This window comes from Kitasatospora sp. NPDC001095 (assembly GCF_053598615.1).
In genome coordinates, this window is the sequence record NZ_JBSFKQ010000013.1 from 122,191 (window position 1) to 138,572 (window position 16,382).

At 73.3% G+C, this 16,382-nt stretch carries 13 protein-coding genes and 2 pseudogenes; 7 read left to right on the forward strand and 8 right to left on the reverse strand.

The features are described 5' to 3' along the window. Nucleotides 1-6: 6 nt before the first annotated feature. Complete coding sequence (locus tag ACWDBB_RS14935; protein ID WP_449789966.1) at nucleotides 7-933, reverse strand: pentapeptide repeat-containing protein; 927 nt, start codon at nucleotides 931-933, stop codon at nucleotides 7-9. A gap of 145 nt (nucleotides 934-1,078) precedes the next feature. Between ACWDBB_RS14935 and ACWDBB_RS14940 the strand changes: the two genes are divergently transcribed. Beyond that, a complete protein-coding gene (locus ACWDBB_RS14940) occupies nucleotides 1,079-1,747 on the forward strand; it encodes a GNAT family N-acetyltransferase (protein ID WP_449789967.1) in 669 nt (222 codons plus the stop codon). Here ACWDBB_RS14940 and ACWDBB_RS14945 read toward each other — a convergent pair. Further along, complete coding sequence (locus ACWDBB_RS14945) at nucleotides 1,744-2,517, reverse strand: SGNH/GDSL hydrolase family protein (RefSeq protein ID WP_449789968.1); 774 nt, start codon at nucleotides 2,515-2,517, stop codon at nucleotides 1,744-1,746. The genes ACWDBB_RS14940 and ACWDBB_RS14945 overlap by 4 nt on opposite strands. 211 nt (nucleotides 2,518-2,728) lie before the next feature. Further along, nucleotides 2,729-3,082: pseudogene (locus ACWDBB_RS14950) on the reverse strand (winged helix-turn-helix transcriptional regulator); the annotation flags it as partial. A gap of 97 nt (nucleotides 3,083-3,179) precedes the next feature. Here ACWDBB_RS14950 and ACWDBB_RS14955 point away from each other — a divergent pair. Together ACWDBB_RS14955 and ACWDBB_RS14960 are read left to right on the forward strand one after the other, a co-directional pair. Next, nucleotides 3,180-4,394: a pyridoxal phosphate-dependent aminotransferase gene (locus ACWDBB_RS14955; RefSeq protein WP_392868994.1), complete on the forward strand. Its 1,215-nt coding sequence runs from the start codon at nucleotides 3,180-3,182 to the stop codon at nucleotides 4,392-4,394. Nucleotides 4,395-4,413: 19 nt separating this feature from the next. Then, nucleotides 4,414-4,746, forward strand: coding sequence for a YnfA family protein (locus ACWDBB_RS14960; RefSeq protein WP_449789969.1), 333 nt, complete (start codon nucleotides 4,414-4,416; stop codon nucleotides 4,744-4,746). 58 nt (nucleotides 4,747-4,804) lie between these two features. On the opposite strand, the gene ACWDBB_RS14965 is transcribed toward ACWDBB_RS14960, so the two are convergent. The 3 genes from ACWDBB_RS14965 to ACWDBB_RS14975 form a co-directional block, all read right to left on the reverse strand. Further along, a complete protein-coding gene (locus ACWDBB_RS14965) occupies nucleotides 4,805-6,472 on the reverse strand; it encodes a purple acid phosphatase family protein (protein WP_449789970.1) in 1,668 nt (555 codons plus the stop codon). A gap of 208 nt (nucleotides 6,473-6,680) precedes the next feature. Beyond that, nucleotides 6,681-6,935: a hypothetical protein gene (locus ACWDBB_RS14970; RefSeq protein WP_359912273.1), complete on the reverse strand. Its 255-nt coding sequence runs from the start codon at nucleotides 6,933-6,935 to the stop codon at nucleotides 6,681-6,683. Between the two features lie 150 nt (nucleotides 6,936-7,085). Continuing rightward, a complete protein-coding gene (locus tag ACWDBB_RS14975) occupies nucleotides 7,086-7,502 on the reverse strand; it encodes a (2Fe-2S) ferredoxin domain-containing protein (RefSeq protein ID WP_402410993.1) in 417 nt (138 codons plus the stop codon). A gap of 333 nt (nucleotides 7,503-7,835) precedes the next feature. Between ACWDBB_RS14975 and ACWDBB_RS14980 the strand changes: the two genes are divergently transcribed. After that, nucleotides 7,836-8,825 carry an AraC family transcriptional regulator gene (locus tag ACWDBB_RS14980; protein WP_449789971.1) on the forward strand — a complete coding sequence of 330 codons (990 nt, stop codon included), beginning with the start codon at nucleotides 7,836-7,838 and terminating at the stop codon, nucleotides 8,823-8,825. Nucleotides 8,826-8,951: 126 nt separating this feature from the next. Here ACWDBB_RS14980 and ACWDBB_RS14985 read toward each other — a convergent pair whose 3' ends face one another. Continuing rightward, nucleotides 8,952-10,607 carry an FAD-binding dehydrogenase gene (locus tag ACWDBB_RS14985; protein WP_449789972.1) on the reverse strand — a complete coding sequence of 552 codons (1,656 nt, stop codon included), beginning with the start codon at nucleotides 10,605-10,607 and terminating at the stop codon, nucleotides 8,952-8,954. 336 nt (nucleotides 10,608-10,943) lie between these two features. On the opposite strand from ACWDBB_RS14985, the gene ACWDBB_RS14990 reads away from it, so the two are divergent. After that, entirely contained in the window at nucleotides 10,944-11,882 is a 939-nt protein-coding gene (locus ACWDBB_RS14990) for an SGNH/GDSL hydrolase family protein (protein WP_449789973.1), read from the forward strand. A 111-nt stretch (nucleotides 11,883-11,993) separates the two neighbouring features. Here ACWDBB_RS14990 and ACWDBB_RS14995 read toward each other — a convergent pair whose 3' ends face one another. Next, entirely contained in the window at nucleotides 11,994-13,118 is a 1,125-nt protein-coding gene (locus tag ACWDBB_RS14995; protein WP_449789974.1) for a HoxN/HupN/NixA family nickel/cobalt transporter, read from the reverse strand. A gap of 247 nt (nucleotides 13,119-13,365) precedes the next feature. Here ACWDBB_RS14995 and ACWDBB_RS15000 point away from each other — a divergent pair. Continuing rightward, nucleotides 13,366-14,316 (forward strand): annotated as a pseudogene (locus ACWDBB_RS15000) (hydrolase); the annotation flags it as partial. A 168-nt stretch (nucleotides 14,317-14,484) separates the two neighbouring features. Continuing rightward, nucleotides 14,485-16,335 (forward strand): CocE/NonD family hydrolase, encoded by a 1,851-nt coding sequence (locus ACWDBB_RS15005; RefSeq protein ID WP_449789975.1) that lies wholly within the window; start codon nucleotides 14,485-14,487, stop codon nucleotides 16,333-16,335. The last annotated feature ends 47 nt before the right edge of the window (nucleotides 16,336-16,382 follow it).

The window sequence follows — 16,382 nt, forward strand, 5'->3', positions numbered from 1 at the left end:
CAGGCGTCAGCGGCGGCGGTTGCCCCGGGCGGGGCGGCCGCCGCCCTTGCCGGAGCGGGGTCCGGAGCCGCCCCTGGCCGCCGGGGCCGGCGCGGTCTCGGGCCAGTGGCCGGGCCGGGCGAGGGCGTCCGGGAGGCGGGTGGTGGCGTCGCCGCGGGCGGCGTCGAGCTGGGCCTGGGTGAGGAAGAGGGCCGTGCTGAGGTCCGCGCCGGCCAGGTTGGCGTCCCGCAGATCGGCACCGACCAGGTCGGCGAGGCGCAGGTCCGCACCGGAGAGGTCGGCCGCGACGAGCAGGGCGCCGCGCAGGTTGGCGCCCTGGAGGTCGGCGCCGCGCAGGCGGGCGCCGAAGAGGTCGGCGCCCCGGTGCTCGCGGCGGCGCGGGACGGCGGCGCGGACCAGTTCACTGGCGCGCAGCAGCAGGTCACTGACCCGCTGCCGGTGGGCCGGGACGTCGACGGCGAGGATCTCCTCGGGGGTGCCGCCGGCCAGCCGGTCGGTCTCCGCCAGCGCTCGCCGCAGTTCGTCGTGGACGGGGAGGGCGGAGGCGAAGGTGAGCGCCTCGGTGAGGTACCGGAGCAGCTCGTGCAGCTGCCGCACGATCGGGAAGACGTCGAACATCGCCTTGGCGCTGTCCGGCTCCTCGCGCCAGCTGCGGCCGCCGAAGGTCACCTGGGAGACCCGCTGCCCGGCGCCGAAGCAGTCGTAGACGGTGCAGCCCCGGAAGCCCGTGTCGCGCAGCCGGGTGTGGATGCCGCAGCGGAAGTCGGCCTGGAGGTTGTGGCAGGGGCTGCCGGCCAGTTTGTTCATGGCGAAGTCGGTGCCGGCGGAGAACGGCAGGGCGACGCAGCAGAGGCCGAAGCAGCTGCCGCAGTCGGCCCGGAGCGGGGTCGGCGCGGCCGCCGTGAGGTCCTGCGGCGACTCGGTCTCGCGCACGTTCCGGGGTCCTTCCAGCAGTCGGGCGCCGGGCGGCGCCGTGGACCCGGAAATCCTACTGGGCAGACGACCCTCCGCGCCGGTAAGTTATGCGGCGCACTAGAGACCATTACACGCGAGACCATTGCACACGGGGGTGGGCGGCATGCGGGACCCGGACGTCAGGGAGCTGGTCCGGATGTGGATCTCCGGCTGGGCCGTCTCGCGCGGCTCCGCCGAGCCGGTGGACCGGCCCTGGGGCTGGAGCATCGACGTCGGCGCGCCGGTCGGCGAGGTGGGCCGGCACGTGCTGCCGGAGCCGACCGAGGCCGAGGTCCGCGAGCTCGCCGGGACCGTCACCGCGCCGACCACCTGGCTGAAGCTGTTCGCCGAGGACGACACCGTGCGCCCCTGGCTGGACGAGCGGTGGCGCATGGACGTACCGGGCTTCCTGATGAGCGTCCCGCTCGCCGCCGAGCGGCCCGGGGGCCCGGCCGGGTACACCGTGACCACCTGGGAGCGGGGCGGGGTCCTGCGGGTGCTGGTGCGCACCGAGGACGGGCACCTCGCCGCCCGCGGCCAGGCGGGCCTGGCCGGGCCGGTGGCCGTACCGGACCGGATCACCACCGCGCCCGAGCACCGCCGCCGGGGCCTGGGCGCCGTCGTGATGCGGACGCTCCAGTGCGCCGCGTACGAGCGGGGCGCGCGCACCGGCGTGCTTGTCGGCACCCCGGAGGGACAGGCGCTCTACACGGCGCTCGGCTGGACCACACACGCCCCGATGGCGAGCCTGGTCCTGGACCCGACGCCCCCGGGGGCCCGGCGGAGGCCCTAGCCGTACGGCAGCAGCTCCGGCCGCTTCGCCGGGCGGCCGTCGCCGGAGGAGCGGCCGGTGAGGCGGCGGCCGATCCACGGGCCGACGTGGGTGCCCAGCCAGCGGGCGTCCTCGCGCAGTCGCTCGGCGCGGCCGGCCGGGGCGGCGGCGGGCAGCGGGGCGCGCCAGTCGAAGGCGGCGGGGCGGCCGAGCGCCTCCAGCACGCCCTCGGCGACCCGGCGGTGGCCCTCCGGCGACAGGTGCAGGCGGTCCTCGGCCCACAGCCGGCGGTCGTCGAAGCAGGGCGCGGAGAACAGGTCGACCACCGCGAAGCCGTCCTGCCGGCCCAGCTCCTGGACGAAGGCCTTCAGTCGCAGGATGGCGGGCAACAGCCGGGCGCTGCCGGCCAGGCGGCGGGTGGGGTCGGTGCTGGTGAACAGCACGACGGTGGCACCGGTGGCACGCAGCTCGGCGGCGCAGCGGCCGAGCTGCCGCTCGACGGCGGCGATGTCGCAGCCGGGGCGCAGCACGTCGTTGAGGCCGCCGGCCAGGGTGACCAGCTCGGCGCCCATCGCGGCGGCGGGGGCGAGCTGCTCGTCGTGGATCTGGCCGATGAGCTTGCCGCGGACGGCGAGGTTGGCGTACCGGAAGCCGGTGCCGTTCTCGGCGGCCAGTGCCGCGGCGACCCGGTCGGCCCAGCCCTGGTAGTGGCCGTTCGGCAACAGGTCGTCGCACATGCCCTCGGTGAAGGAGTCTCCGACGGCGACGTAGCTGCGGTAGGGGGTGGGCACGGGCTGGCCTCCGCTCTCCTGGGCCGACCAAGGCGGTTCGACGATCCGACGATCGTACGTGCGTGCCCGCCCTCGGCCGCAGCGGGCCCCACCGTCCACCGCGGCGGGACCCGCCGCCCATCGCGGCGGGCCGCACCGCCCACCGCGGCACCCGGGCGCCCGGCCGTCAGCCGGTCGCGACCGCCGCCTCCTCCTCCGGCTTCCGGGGCGTGAACCAGTGCTCCCGGACGGCGTCGGTGGGCCGCTGCTCCCCGAGGGCGGCCAGGCCCCACTCCCCCAGGGCCTCGACGACCGGCCGCAGTTCGCGGCCGCGCCCGGTCAGCTCGTAGACCATCGCGTTGGCGGGCCGCTCCAGCCGGCGGCGGAGGACCAGCCCGTCGCCCTCCAGCTGCTTGAGCCGGGCGGCCAGGATGTCGGTGGAGACGCCGGGCAGGTCGGCGTGCAGGTCGGTGTAGCGGCGCGGGCCGCCGAGGAGCTCACGGACGATCAGGAGGCTCCAGCGCTCCCCCACCGCGTCCAGGGCGCGGGCGACGGCGCAGTACTGGTCGTAGCTTCGGCGTGACATGCGGATCAGCATAGCCAAGAGGTTGGACTTTCCAAGTACACACTTGGTAGAACAAAGCTGAAGCAACGGAGCGGTGGTGACGGTCGGGAGGCCGCAGATGGAGTTTCGGCAGTCCAGCAAGCTGAATGACGTGTGCTACGAGATCCGGGGCCCGGTGGTCGACCAGGCCAACGCCCTGGAGGAGGCCGGGCACAGCGTGCTGCGGCTGAACACCGGCAACCCCGCCCCGTTCGGCTTCGAGGCGCCCGAGGAGATCATCCAGGACATCATCCGCAACCTGCCCGCGGCGCACGGCTACAGCGACTCGCGCGGCATCCTGCCGGCCCGTCGCGCGGTGGTGCAGTACTACCAGCAGCGCGGTGTGCAGGGCGTCACCGTCAACGACGTCTACCTCGGCAACGGCGTCTCCGAGCTGATCCAGATGGCCGTCACCGCGCTGGTGGACGACGGCGACGAGGTGCTCGTGCCGATGCCCGACTACCCGCTCTGGACGGCCGCGGTCCGGCTGGCCGGCGGCAAGGCCGTGCACTACCTGTGCGACGAAGAGGCCGAGTGGTACCCGGACCTGGACGACATCGCCGCCAAGATCACCGCCCGCACCAGGGCGATCGTCGTCATCAACCCCAACAACCCCACCGGCGCGGTCTACCCGAAGGAACTGCTGGAGGGCATCCTCGACCTGGCCCGCCGCCACCACCTGATGGTGCTGGCCGACGAGATCTACGACAAGATCCTCTACGACGGCGCCGAGCACCACTGCCTGGCCGCGCTGGCCGACGACGTGCTGACGCTCACCTTCAACGGCCTCTCCAAGGCCTACCGGGTGGCCGGCTTCCGCAGCGGCTGGCTGGTGGTCTCCGGCCCCAAGCAGCACGCCACCGACTACCTGGAGGGCCTGACCATGCTCTCCGGCATGCGACTGTGCCCCAACGTGCCCGCCCAGTACGCCGTGCAGGCCGCGCTCGGCGGCCACCAGTCCATCAACGACCTGGTGCTGCCCGGCGGCCGGCTCACCGAGCAGCGCGACATCGCGGTCAAGGCGCTCAACGAGATCCCCGGCGTCAGCTGCGTCAAGCCCAAGGGCGCGCTGTACGCCTTCGCCCGACTGGACCCGGCCGTGCACCGGATCGTCGACGACGAGCGGTTCGTGCTGGACCTGCTGCTGCGCGAGAAGATCCACGTCGTCCAGGGCACCGGCTTCAACTGGCCCCGCCCGGACCACTTCCGCTTCGTCACCCTGCCCCGGGCCGACGACCTGGAGACGGCCATCAACCGGATCGGCCGCTTCCTGGCCACCTACCGCCAGAGCTGACCACGTACGCTGGGCGGCCATGACCGTCCTGCGCTCCGTCGCCCTGTTCGCCCTCGCCGCCCTCGCCGAGATCGGCGGCTGCTGGCTGGTCTGGCAGAGCGTGCGCGAGTCGCGGCCGTGGTGGCTGGCCGGCGTCGGCGTGGTGGTGCTCGGCGCGTACGGCTTCGTCGCCGCGCTGCAGCCGGACAGCCACTTCGGCCGGGTGCTGGCCGCCTACGGCGGGGTGTTCGTGGCCGGCTCGCTGCTGTGGGGCATGGCGGTGGACGGCTTCCGGCCGACCCGCTACGACGTGCTGGGCGCGCTGATCTGCCTGGCCGGGGTCGGCGTGATCATGTACGGGCCCCGGCGCTGACGTGCACGGGCCCCGGCGCCGGACCTCCGGCGCCGGGGCTCCCCAGGGCCCGACGGGACTACCAGCCCCAGCCGCCGCCCTGGCCGTCGTCGTCCCGGTTCGAGTCCCAGCCCTCGCCGACCTCGCGCAGGATCGTGTAGTTGTCGATCTGCGTGCCGTCCTCGGCGAGCGCGGTGACCTTCATGACCGACTTCTGGCCCAGGTGCTTCGGGGTGACGTCGACCCTGATGAAGGAGTAGCCGGTGTAGCGCACCCGCGACCACTGGATGGCCTCGGGGGTCTTCACCCTGCCCTTGCTCCAGTAGTAGGTCTTGACCTCGTCCTGGTGGTTCTCGTGCCCCTCGTAGGTGTCCGGCACGTCGAACTTGTACAGGCTGCGGCCGGCCGCACCCGCGGTGACGTAGACCACGCCGTCCTTGGCCGGCTCGATGGTGGCGCCGCTCGGCACCTGCTTCGAGACCTTGTTGCCGAGGATCGCGTCGGTGCGCTCGTAGATGTGATTGTGGCCGTTGATGACCAGGTCCACCCGGTACTTCTCGAACAGCGGCACCCAGGCCTCGCGGACACCGCCGTCGGAGGCGTGCGCGACGGTGGTGGAGAAGGCGCAGTGGTGGAAGAAGACCACGACGAAGTCGATGGTCTCGTCGTTGCGCAGGTCCTTGAGGGTGCGCTCCAGCCACTTGGTCTGCTTGTTCGCCGAGATGCCCAGGTTGGCCGGGATCTCGTAGGAGACGTCGTTGGCGTCCAGCGAGACGACGCCGACGTTCTTGTAGCGGAAGGTGTAGACACCGGGGACGGCGCGCGGGTCCGGGCCGTTGTTCGGCAGGAAGAAGCGGGCGTTCTCGCCGCCGTAGCCGTTCGGCGAGTACCAGGCCTCGATGTCGTGGTTGCCGTACGCGACCATCCACGGGATCTCGGCGGCGACCGTCTCGGTCTGCACCAGGAAGTCGTCCCAGGTCTTCGCGTTGAAGACGGACTTGTCCGGGTCGGTGCCGGAACCGGCCGGGTCGGCGTAGCAGATGTCGCCGGCGTGCAGGTGGAAGGCCGGGTTCTGGGCCTTGATGATGTGGTCGTTGCCGGCCGCGTGCGAGCTGACGCCCTGGTCGCCGAAGGCGGTGAAGGTGAACGGCTCGTACACCTTGCCCCAGCGGTGGTCGCGGGAGGGCGCGGTGCGGAAGGTGTGCAGGGTGGAGATCCGCTGCTGCGAGGCCGGGTCGAAGCCCTCGTGGCCGACACCGTAGTAGTAGGTGGTGTCGGGGCGCAGGTCCTCCAGCGCCACGTGCAGGTAGTACTGGTCCACCGGCTGGCTGGTGGGGGTCAGCGCCGGGGTGTGCAGGGCGCGGACCTCGGCCTGGACCTTGTGGCTCAGCTCCCACGGGGTCTTGCCGAAGCGCAGGAACGGCTTCTTGACCGGGGCCGGCACCTGCCAGGAGATGCGGAACTGGGTGTCCGGCTCCGGGCCGAACTGGAGGTGACGGCCGATCGGCGCGACCAGCGACCCGTCGATGCCGTCGGTCGTGCCACCGGTCAGCAGCTGCGGGCCGGCCGGGGCGGCGAAGGCCGTCCCGCCGCCCAGCGCGCCGCCGACGGCGACGGCGCCCACGGTCACGGCACCGGCGCGCAGCATCCGGCGGCGGGAGAAGCGGGCCCGCAGGTACTCGTGCTGCTCGGCCATGCTCATGCGGTCGGCAAGCTTGGCCGGCACGCCCATGTTGGGGATATCCATGCGCGGGACTCTTCCAGCGGCGCGTTGATCACGCACGGACGCCGGGTGAACGGGTCGCAGCGTACCCCCCATTCGAACGTCAATGTTCGACCATGATTCGGTAAAGGACGTGTCCGTACCGTTTCGACGCCGCATCATGGCCCGTTCCGCCCCTCGACTTGGGGGTCCGTCGGGTGACGGCGGGGCCGCCCGCGAGTGCGGCCGGGGGTCAGCCGGAGGGCTCGTCCCACTGGGTGGCGGCCCGGTTGCCGGTGCCGTCGCAGGTGCGGCAGATCTCGTCCCGGTACGCGTGCTTGGCGCCGGTCGCGTCCACCCGGTAGCGCACGTACACCCCGGTGCCGTCGCAGAGGAAGCAGTTGCCGCCCCCGCCGCCCACCTCGGTGGTGCCGGTGCCCTGGCAGGTCCGGCAGCTGAGCCCGGCGGTCCGGCCGGTGCCCGCGCAGATGCGGCAGACCGTCGTCATCGGCTTCCTCCCTCGCGCGCAGACGGCTCGGCGCCGTCCGGGACGGTCCGACGCCACCGGTCATGGTAGTGGTGATGACCCGGGGACAGGCCCTGCTCCGCCCCCGGTGGATACGATCTGACGATCAGCCCGTAGTGCCGGGGCGCCGTCTCACTCGGGCAGGCCCTCGCGCACCCGCCGGGAGACCGAGATCAGCTGGAGGTCGAGCAGCCCCGGCGGATCGGCCAGGCCCGGACCGCCCGCGCGCACCCAGGCGGCGATGTCGTCGATCATCTCGTCCATCAGCACGAAGCCCAGCCAGACCGGCCGACCGCCCGCCGCCCGGCCCTCGGCGGAGGGGCCGACCACCACCACGTTGGACTGGGTGCACACGTCCAGGCAGGTGACCGCCCGGACCCGGCCCGCCGAGCCCACCGCCGTCCGCAGCCGCTCGTACTGGCCCGCGTGGTCCACCCCGGGGTGCTTCGCCTCGGTGCCGCAGCAGCAGCCCCGGCAGACCGTGACGGTCACCGGGGCGCCGGCGCCCCGCTTGCGGTCCCGGGCACCGTCGCGGTCTCGGCGGCTCATCGGTTCTCCTGACCCCTCCTGGTCGACGGCGCGCTGCGCACCGGACTCCGCACTGTACCCGTCACCCCTCCGGCGCCCCGGCCGCGGGTCCCGCCGGACGGCCGGCCGGGGGCCTGTCCCCCGGACCTGCGCGGACCCGGCAAGGACCCAGGAGACGGGCCCTGGAGGTACGGACCGGTAGATGTCGGCCACCGGGACGCCGTTCCCGGAGTGTCGCCGCCGGAATGTCGCTCCCGGGGTGTAGATCGGGGGGTTCAGGCCGGGGGCGGCGGATCGGGGGGTCCGATCGGGTTGCGGTCCCACGGCGTCGATCTCACGGCCCAGGGGGAATCCGTGGTCACCGAAACAGCACCGCCCGGACCCACGACCGGTCCGGTCTCGCTGTACGAGGGGAACAGCATCGAGGAGCTCCGCCACGTGGTGGGCGAGCGCCTGGCCCCGCACCGGCTGACGGTGCTGGGCGAACAGCGGCTCCCGGGCCGGTTCCGGTCCTTCCACGAGGGCCCGGTGGCGCTCTACGACCTCGGGTACGGGGCACCGGTGTGCCTGCGGACCGGAGAGCTGCCGGACTTCTACAACGTCATCCTGCCGTACGCCGGGGGCGGCCGGGTCGTCGCCAACGGCACCGAGCTGGCGTCCGTGCTGTCCGTGGCCGGGCCGGGCGACCGGGTCACCATGGAGTGGGACGCCGCGGCCCTGAACGGGGCCCTGGCGATGTCCCGGCAGACGGTGGAGCAGGCGCTCGCCGTCCGACTGGGCGACCTGCCGCAGGAGCGGCTGCGTTTCGCGCCGGTCCTCGACCCGGCCGACCCTGCCGTCCGGTGCTGGCTCGAACTGGCCGGGGCCTTCCGCGAGTTCGCCGTCTCGGCGCTGGGCCGCCAGTCCCGCCTGAGCCTGCAGCACTTCGAGAAGCTGCTGGTCGAGGGCCTGCTGGACGCCCAACCCCACTCACTGGGCCGGGAGACGGCCGACCGCGGCTGCGCGCTGCTGCCGAGCGCCCTGCGCCGGGCCACCGACTACTGCGCCGAACACGCCGACGAGGCGCTGTCCGTGGCCGACATCGCCCAGGCCGCCCGGGTCAGCCTGCGCACCCTGCGGGAGGGGTTCCGGCGCCACCTGGACACCACGCCGCTGGCCTACCTGCGGCGCGTACGGCTCGACCGCGCCCACCACGACCTGCTCGCCATCGCCGACGGCCGGGCCACCGGCACGGTGACCGAGGTGGCCTGTCGCTGGGGCTTCACCCACCTCGGGCGGTTCAGCGCGGACTACCGCCGCGTGTACGGGCACTCGCCCTCGCAGACCCTCGGCCGCAACGCCTGACCGATGGCCCGGCAGCCGGTGCGCCCCCGACCGGGGGCGCACCGCGTCGCGGGGCCCGCTCACCCCTCCCCGGCCGCCCCGCGCCGCGCTTCCGCACCCCGGCGCTCCCGCGCTCCTCGCGCCCCGCTACCCGACCGCCCGCGCCGCCGCCCGTCCCGCCGTACGGCCCGAGAACAGGCAGCCGCCCAGGAAGGTCCCCTCCAGCGAGCGGTACCCGTGCACGCCCCCGCCGCCGAACCCGGCGGCCTCGCCGGCCGCGTACACCCCGGGCAGCACCTCGCCGTCCGGCCGCAGCACCCGGGAGGACAGGTCGGTCTCCAGTCCGCCCAGCGACTTGCGGGTCAGGATGTTCAGCCGGACGGCGATCAGCGGGGCGGCGGCCGGGTCGAGGATGCGGTGCGGGGCGGCGGTGCGGATGAGCCGGTCGCCGAGGTGGCGGCGGGCGCCGTGGATCGCGGTGACCTGGAGGTCCTTGGCGAAGGGGTTGACCACCTGCCGGTCGCGGTCCTCGACGGTGCGGCGCAGCCCGTCCGGGTCGATCAGCGGCTCGCCGGCCCTGGCGTTCATGCCCCGGGCGAGGTCGGCGAGGTTCCCGGCGACCACGAAGTCCGGCCCGTGCCGCAGGTGGCCCCGGACCCGCCCGGGGGCACCTGGCAGCGCCCGCCCGAGCACGCCGCGCACCGACTTCCCGGTCAGGTCGGGGTTCTGCTCGGAGCCGGAGAGGGTGAACTCCTTCTCGACGATGCGCTGGTTGAGCACGAACCAGGTGTACTCGTACCCGGTGGACATGATGTGTTCGAGCGTCCCGAGGGTGTCGAAACCGGGGAACAGCGGGACGGGCAGCCGCTCGCCGCGCGCGTCCAGCCAGAGCGAGGAGGGGCCGGGCAGGATGCGGATGCCGTGCCGGGCCCAGATCGGGTCCCAGTTCTCGATGCCCTCGGTGTAGTGCCACATCCGGTCGCCGTTGATCAGGCTGGCCCCGGCCCGGCCGGCGACCTCCAGCATCAGTCCGTCCACGTGCGCGGGCACGCCGGAGAGCAGCCTGGCGGGCGGGGTGCCGAGCCGGGCCGGCCAGGCCTTGCGGACCAGGTCGTGGTTGCCGCCGATGCCGCCGGAGGTGACGACCACGGCCTGGGCGCGCAGTTCGAAGCTCCCGGCGACCTCGCGCGAGCTGGCCTCGCCCCGGCCCGCCGGGCTCGGCACCAGCACCTCGCCGGTGACGGTGTCGACGGCGCCCGCGGTGGCGGACAGCCCGGTGACCCGGTGCCGGAAGCGCAGGTCCACCAGGCCGCGCGCGGCGGCCGCCCGGACCCTGCGGACGAAGGGCGCCAGCAGCCCGGGCCCGGTGCCCCAGGTGATGTGGAAGCGCGGCACCGAGTTGCCGGGCCCGTCGGCGAGGAAACCGCCGCGCTCGGCCCAGCCGACCACCGGGAAGAACCGCACGCCCATTCCGTGCAGCCAGGAGCGCTTCTCGCCCGCCGCGAAGTCCACGTACGCCTCGGCCCAGCGGCGCGGCCAGGCGTCCTCGGGCCGGTCGAAGCCGGCCGTGCCGAGCCAGTCCTGCCAGGCGAGGGCGTGCGAGTCGCGTATCCGCATCCGGCGCTGCTCGGGCGAGTCGACCAGGAAGAGGCCGCCGAAGGACCAGTGCGCCTGGCCGCCGAAGGAGGCCGCGGGTTCCTGGTCGAGCAGGATCACCTTCCGTCCCGCGTCGGCGAGTTCGGCGGTGGCGGCGAGGCCCGCGAGGCCCGCCCCGATGACGATGACGTCGGCGTCCAGGGCCATGCGCAGTCCTCCGTCGCGGCTCGCGGTGGCGGCGCGCCCGGGACACGCCGTCGCTGTGCGCCCGATACTGCGGTCTGCGGCGAGGTCCGGTCAACCGGCGGGTGACAACCGTCGGGCCGAATTCCGCTCCGGGGCGTTTCGGAATTGCCGTCAACAGCCGCGCGGCGCGCGGTCGGGCGAATTGCGAAATGCCGTCCGAGGCCGCCTGACGGGATATCGGCAATTTCCGCGCAAACCATGGACGCCCGGGAAACCTGGCAGTAACTTACCTGCGAGTAGCTGCGGCCCGGCTCGGCACGACCCCCACCCGTCGTTTCTCTCCCCCCAGGAGGAACCGTGCTCCGCCCTGCCCGGAAATTCCGGCACCTCCGGAATTCCACCGCACTCGCCGCCGTCGCCCTCGGCGCCGCGCTCGCGCTCACCTCCACCGCCGCCCAGGCCGCCACCCCGGCGCCCAAGCACTACGTGGCGCTCGGCGACTCCTACGCCGCGGGCGCCGGCGTGCCGGGCCAGTCGGCCGGCCTGTGCCTGCGCTCCGACCGCAACTACGGCCACCTGGTCGCCGCCGCCCTCAAGGCCGACGCGTACACCGACGCCACCTGCTCCGCCGCCAAGATCAAGGCGATGACCCAGCCCCAGTACGACGCCTTCATCCGGGTCAACGACCCCCAGCTGGACTCGGTGACCGCCGACACCGACCTGGTCACCCTCGGGATCGGCGGCAACGACCTCGCGGCCAGCGACCTCGGCCTCGGCGAACTGGTCGCCACCTGCATCGCCGGCGCCGTCGTCAACCCGCTCGGCACGCCCTGCAAGGACGTCTACCACCACGGCTACTGGGACTGGAGCAGCATGTCCTGGCAGTACGGCACCGACGACCTGGCCGAGCGGATCCGCACCACCATCGCCCCGCAGCTGGCCGACACCCTCCGGCGGATCCACGCCAAGGCGCCGGGCGCCAGGGTGCTGCTGGTCGGCTACCCGTCCGTGCTGCCCGCCGACGGCTCGAAGTGCGTCCTGCGCCAGCCGGTGACCCCGGGCGACGTCGAGTACATGCACGGCGTGCTGGACAAGCTGAACGCCGCCCTGAAGTCCACCGCGGCCGCCAACGGCGCGACCTACGTGGACACCGCCACGCCGACCCTCGGGCACGACGTCTGCTCGGACGACCGCTGGATCGAGGGCGCGCTGCCCGGCTCGCCCGCCGTGCCGTTCCACCCGAACGCGACCGGCGAGCGGGTGATGGCGCAGGCGGTGCTCGCGGCGCTGAAGTAACGCCACCGCCCGCCGGCCCGGCCCCGGAAAGCCCTGGCGGACCGGGCCCGGAAAGCCCCGAGGGGCCGGTGACCAGACCCCGGTCACCGGCCCCTCGGTTCGGTACGCGCGCTACTCGGACTTCGCGGCGGTGGCGGCGGTGGTGGCGGAGGCACCGGCGGCCAGCCCGGCCGACCACTTCTCCTCGACGTTGCCGAACTTCCAGTAGGCGATCGCCGCGGCCCAGGTGAGCACGAACAGCCCGACGATCGCGTAGCCGACGAAGTTGAGGTCGAGCCCGCCGATCCAGGCGACCGGGCCGCTGGTGATGTCCAGCTTCTCGCCGAGCAGACCGATCAGCTCGATCGATCCGATCACCAGCGCGACCAGCACCGACAGCCCGGTGACGGTCAGGTTGTAGTAGATCTTGCGGACCGGCTTGGAGAAGGCCCACTCGTACGCGAAGTTCATGAACGAGCCGTCGATGGTGTCCAGCAGGCTCATCCCGGCCGCGAACAGGATCGGCAGGGTGAGCAGCGCGTACCAGGGCAGCGAGAAGGCCGCCGCGCCGCCCGCCAGCACCAGCAGGGACACCTCGGTGGCGGTGTCGAAGCCCAGGCCGAACAGCAGGCCCACCGGGTACATGTGCCAGGGCTTGGTGACGGCCCTGGTGACCCGGCCGAGGATGCGGTTCATCAGCCCGCGCCGCTCCAACTGGCGCTCCAGCTCCGCCTCGTCGTAGTCACCGTGGCGCATCCGGCGGAAGACCTTGAGGATGCCGTTGAAGGCGCCCAGGTTGATCAGGCCGAGCAGCAGCAGGAAGGTGCCGGAGACGGTGACGCCGATCAGGCCGGTCATCTCGTGCAGCGTCGAGTCGTCGGACTCCAGCTGGCCGGCCAGCGAGCGGATGCCGAAGGCCAGCAGCGTGCAGAGGCCGAAGACGATCGAGGAGTGCCCGAGCGAGAACCAGAAGCCGACCGACAGCGGACGCTTGCCCTGGCCCATCAGCTTGCGGGTGGTGTTGTCGATGGCGGCGATGTGGTCCGCGTCGAAGGCGTGCCGCATGCCGAGGGTGTAGGCGGTCAGGCCCATGCCCGCGCCGAACACCTGGCCGCCGACGTCGTAGTGCTCGGGCTCCACCAGGGCGAGCAGCGTGAACCAGCCGATGACGTGCAGCGCGAGGATGAAGCCGCCCATTCCGGCCAGGCGGATCCACTCCTCACGGGTGAGTCGGTCGCGCCATCGGGGGGCGGTCATCGTCGTGTCCTTTCGGTCGGGCGGTCGAAGCTGGGCCATCTTTCCGCCTCGGTGCGCGCAGTTGCAAGTCATGCGCAATTACGGATTCGTCTCCCTTCGCCTCCACCCCCCTCCCGAAGATCGTCACGACTCGTACAGGGCTTCTTAACCTCCGGGGACTTTCACCGGGCGCTCTACGCGCGGATACTCCCGTTCTACGCGCGAAAACTGAGCGCTGCCCCCTCAACTCCCCACGGAGGAACGGCTCATGACGATCCGTATTCGAACCGCCGCCGCCCTCGTCGGAGCGGCGCTGCTCGCGGCCGGTCTCACCACCCCCGCCGCCACCGCCGCGCCCGCCACCACCGCCGCCAAGGCCGCCGCGGTCAGCGCGACCCCGCACCGGGTGCTGTTCGACAACAGCAAGGCCGAGACCGCGGGCAACGCCGACTGGATCATCAGCACCAGCCAGCCCGACCCGCTCGCCCAGAACGCCAACCCCACCACCGAGAAGAGCTGGACCGGCGCCCTGTCCGCCTGGGGCGTCGCCCTGCAGAAGACCGGCCAGTACAGCCTGAAGACCCTCCCGGCCGGCTCCACCATCAGCTACGGCACCGGCGCCGCGCTCGACCTCGCCAACTTCGACACCTTCGTGATCCCGGAGCCCAACATCCGGTTCAGCGCGAGCGAGAAGACCGCGATCATGAAGTTCGTCCAGAACGGCGGCGGGCTCTTCCTGATCTCCGACCACGTCAACAGCGACCGCAACAACGACGGCTGGGACTCCCCGAAGATCATCAACGACCTGCTGACCAGCAACGGGGTGAACAACAACGACCCCTTCGGCTTCTCCGTCGACCTGCTCAACATCACCACCGACAACCCGCGCGCGGTCAACGACGCGACCGACCCGGTGCTGCACGGCTCCTTCGGCACCGTCACCGGCTCGATCCTGCGCAACGGCACCACCTTCACCCTCAAGCCCGCCGACAACCCGAACGTCAAGGGCCTGGTCTACCGGACCGGCTACAGCGGGAACACCGGCGCCTTCTTCGTCACCAGCACCTTCGGCTCCGGCCGGGTCGCGATCTGGGGCGACAGCTCCCCGATCGACGACGGCACCGGCCAGTCCGGCAACACCCTGTACAACGGCTGGGACGACCCGGCGGGCACCGACGCCGCCCTCGCCCTCAACGCCACCGCCTGGCTGAGCAAGGCCTGACCGGCCGCGCACCCGAGGGGGCGCCCCGTCTCCGGCGGCGCCCCCTCGGCCGGGCCCCCTCATCAGGCCGAGAACCGCTCTCATCAGGCCAAGAACCGCGCCCTCCCCTACTGTCGAAGTACCGAACCGTCGCGACGCCGACGCCCGGGACCGATGGGAGCGGCCATGCCGTCCTACCCCTTCCACACCACCCGCGAGGACCTGCGCATCCCACTGCCCGACGGCACACGACTGGCCGCCCGGCTGTGGCGGCCGGTCGGCGGCGAACCCGGCCCCGCGCTGCTGGAGTACTCCGGCGGCCGCCTCAGCGACCGGACCGCCGCCGAGGACTCCCGCCGCCACCCGTGGTACGCGGGCCACGGCTACGCCGCCGTCCGGGTCGACACCCGCGGGCACGGCAACTCCGAGGGCATCCCCGGCGAGCCCGGCGGCGCGCAGGATCTGACCGACGGCACCGCCGTGGTCACCTGGCTCGCCCGCCGCCCCTGGTGCAACGGCCGGCTCGGCCTGCTCGGCGTCGGCACGGCCGGCACCACCGCCCTGCGCCTCGCCGCCCGGGCCCCCGAGACCGTCGGCGCCGTCGTCACCGCCTGCCCCGAGGGCGGCCACCGGCTCGGCGGAGCCGTACTCGCCGCCGACCTCCACAACCGGCTCACCGCGCTGATCGCCGACGCCGCCCTGCCGCCGGACCCGCGGCACGTCGGCGACGCCTGGCGGGCCGCCTGGCTCGCCAGGCTGGAGTCGCTGCGGCCGCCCGTCGAGGAGTGGCTCGCGGCCGGCGAGTCCACCGTCCCGGTGTCCGTCCCCGCCCTCGCGGTGACCGGCTGGGGCGACCCGTCCTGCTCCTTCGTGCTGCGGCTGCTCGCCGAGTCACCCACCGCCCGCGCCCTGATCGGCCCCTGGCCGCACGGCCTGCCCGAGCCCGCCCTGCCCGACACCCTGCGCTGGTGGGATCACTGGCTGCGCGGCATCGACACCGGCGCCCTCAAGGAACCCGCCCTGCGCAGCTGGCTCGGCACCCGCTGGACCGGTGACGAGGCCTGGCCCTCCCCCGACGTCCGCGAGATCCACTACGGCCTGGACGGGCCGCTGCGCACCGCCGGCACCGCCTCCGACGACCGGTACGTGCGGGTCCGCTCCCCGCAGCACACCGGCCTCAACGCCGGCGCCTACGTCCCGCACGGCCGCCCCGCCGACCGGCCGCCGGACCAGCGCGAGGAGGACGGCCGCTCGGTCTGCTTCGACTCCCAGCCGCTGCCCGAGCCGGTCGAGCTGCTCGGCGCCCCCACCGTACGGCTGCGGCTGCGCGAGGACGGCGTGCCCGCCCAGGTCGCGGTGCGGCTGTGCGCGGTCGACCCGGACGGCACCTCCGAGCTGGTCACCCGGGGCGTCCTGGCCGCCGAGGGGCCGGACGCCGAGGTCGAACTCGCGGCCTGCGCCTGGACCTTCCCCGCCGGGCACCGGCTGCGCCTCGCCCTCTCCTCGGTCTACTGGCCCTGGGTGTGGCCCCCGGCCGACGACACCGGGTACGGCGTCGACCCGTCCCGCTCCACCCTGAGCCTGCCGGTGCGCCACCTCGCCGCCGACGTCGGCGCCCCGCCCGTCACCTTCGAGCCCCCGGAGCTGCCCGAACCCCTCGACGTCCACCTCACCGAGCCGCTCACCGCCCGGCCCGAACACGTCACCGTGCACGACATCAGCCGCCACGAGTGGCGCACCGAGCTCTCCCCCGCCGGCGACGGCACCCGCACCCACCCCGACGGCCTGGTCCGCGACGAGCACACCGTCACCGCCTACCGCGTGCTCACCGGCGCCCCGCTCAGCGCCCAGGCCCGCACCGACCACACCGTCCGGCTGGAGCGGCCCGACATCGGCTGGGACGTCACCGTCCAGACCCGCACCCAACTGCGCTGCGACGCCGACCACTTCATCAGCATCGTGCAACTGCGGGCACTGGAGGCGGGCTCGGTGGTGTTCACCCGGGAGTGGCAGCACCGGGTGGCCCGGGAGAGCTGATCAAAGATTTCCTTATGCGCTTGCCTTATATTTCGACATTGGCTTAT

Bases quoted from the DNA above. Each gene is read 5' to 3' on its own strand.
- ACWDBB_RS14940 (WP_449789967.1), top strand. From the start codon at position 1,079: ATGCGGGACCCGGACGTCAGGGAGCTGGTCCGGATGTGGATCTCCGGC.
- ACWDBB_RS14955 (WP_392868994.1), top strand. From the start codon at position 3,180: ATGGAGTTTCGGCAGTCCAGCAAGCTGAATGACGTGTGCTACGAGATC.
- ACWDBB_RS14960 (WP_449789969.1), top strand. From the start codon at position 4,414: ATGACCGTCCTGCGCTCCGTCGCCCTGTTCGCCCTCGCCGCCCTCGCC.
- ACWDBB_RS14965 (WP_449789970.1), bottom strand. From the start codon at position 6,472: ATGGATATCCCCAACATGGGCGTGCCGGCCAAGCTTGCCGACCGCATG.
- ACWDBB_RS14970 (WP_359912273.1), bottom strand. From the start codon at position 6,935: ATGACGACGGTCTGCCGCATCTGCGCGGGCACCGGCCGGACCGCCGGG.
- ACWDBB_RS14975 (WP_402410993.1), bottom strand. From the start codon at position 7,502: ATGAGCCGCCGAGACCGCGACGGTGCCCGGGACCGCAAGCGGGGCGCC.
- ACWDBB_RS14985 (WP_449789972.1), bottom strand. From the start codon at position 10,607: ATGGCCCTGGACGCCGACGTCATCGTCATCGGGGCGGGCCTCGCGGGC.
- ACWDBB_RS14995 (WP_449789974.1), bottom strand. From the start codon at position 13,118: ATGACCGCCCCCCGATGGCGCGACCGACTCACCCGTGAGGAGTGGATC.
- ACWDBB_RS15005 (WP_449789975.1), top strand. From the start codon at position 14,485: ATGCCGTCCTACCCCTTCCACACCACCCGCGAGGACCTGCGCATCCCA.